A 233-nucleotide genomic window follows, 5' to 3' on the forward strand; every position below is an offset into this window, starting at 1 on the left:
GCAGCGTGAATTGGGTGGCGGCTTGCCACCGATCGGCTACATCTTTCTCCGCACCACCGCCCTGGCGCCGAGTTATATCGCCCAGGTATTCGGCATCGAGGGCGGCAATGCTGCGGGTGCCTCTGGGTTCCTTGGGTTTGGCGGCGGCTATGGCGGGGTTTTTGGTTCAAGTACCTTGTCGGGCCTGTTCAACCGCGAAAACCAGTGTGACGCGAGCGACTCCAAAGCGTTCG

1 protein-coding gene is annotated in these 233 nt (G+C 61.4%); it reads left to right on the forward strand.

Annotated elements, in window-relative coordinates:
• Positions 1-233, forward strand: a 233-nt coding sequence (locus ACFZPT_RS27100) for a hypothetical protein (RefSeq protein ID WP_379559189.1), incomplete at both ends; no start/stop codon positions are given.

It is taken from the genome of Pseudomonas sp. MD330_10 (assembly GCF_042610415.1).
In the GTDB taxonomy this organism is placed as follows: domain Bacteria; phylum Pseudomonadota; class Gammaproteobacteria; order Pseudomonadales; family Pseudomonadaceae; genus Aquipseudomonas; species Aquipseudomonas rhodesiae.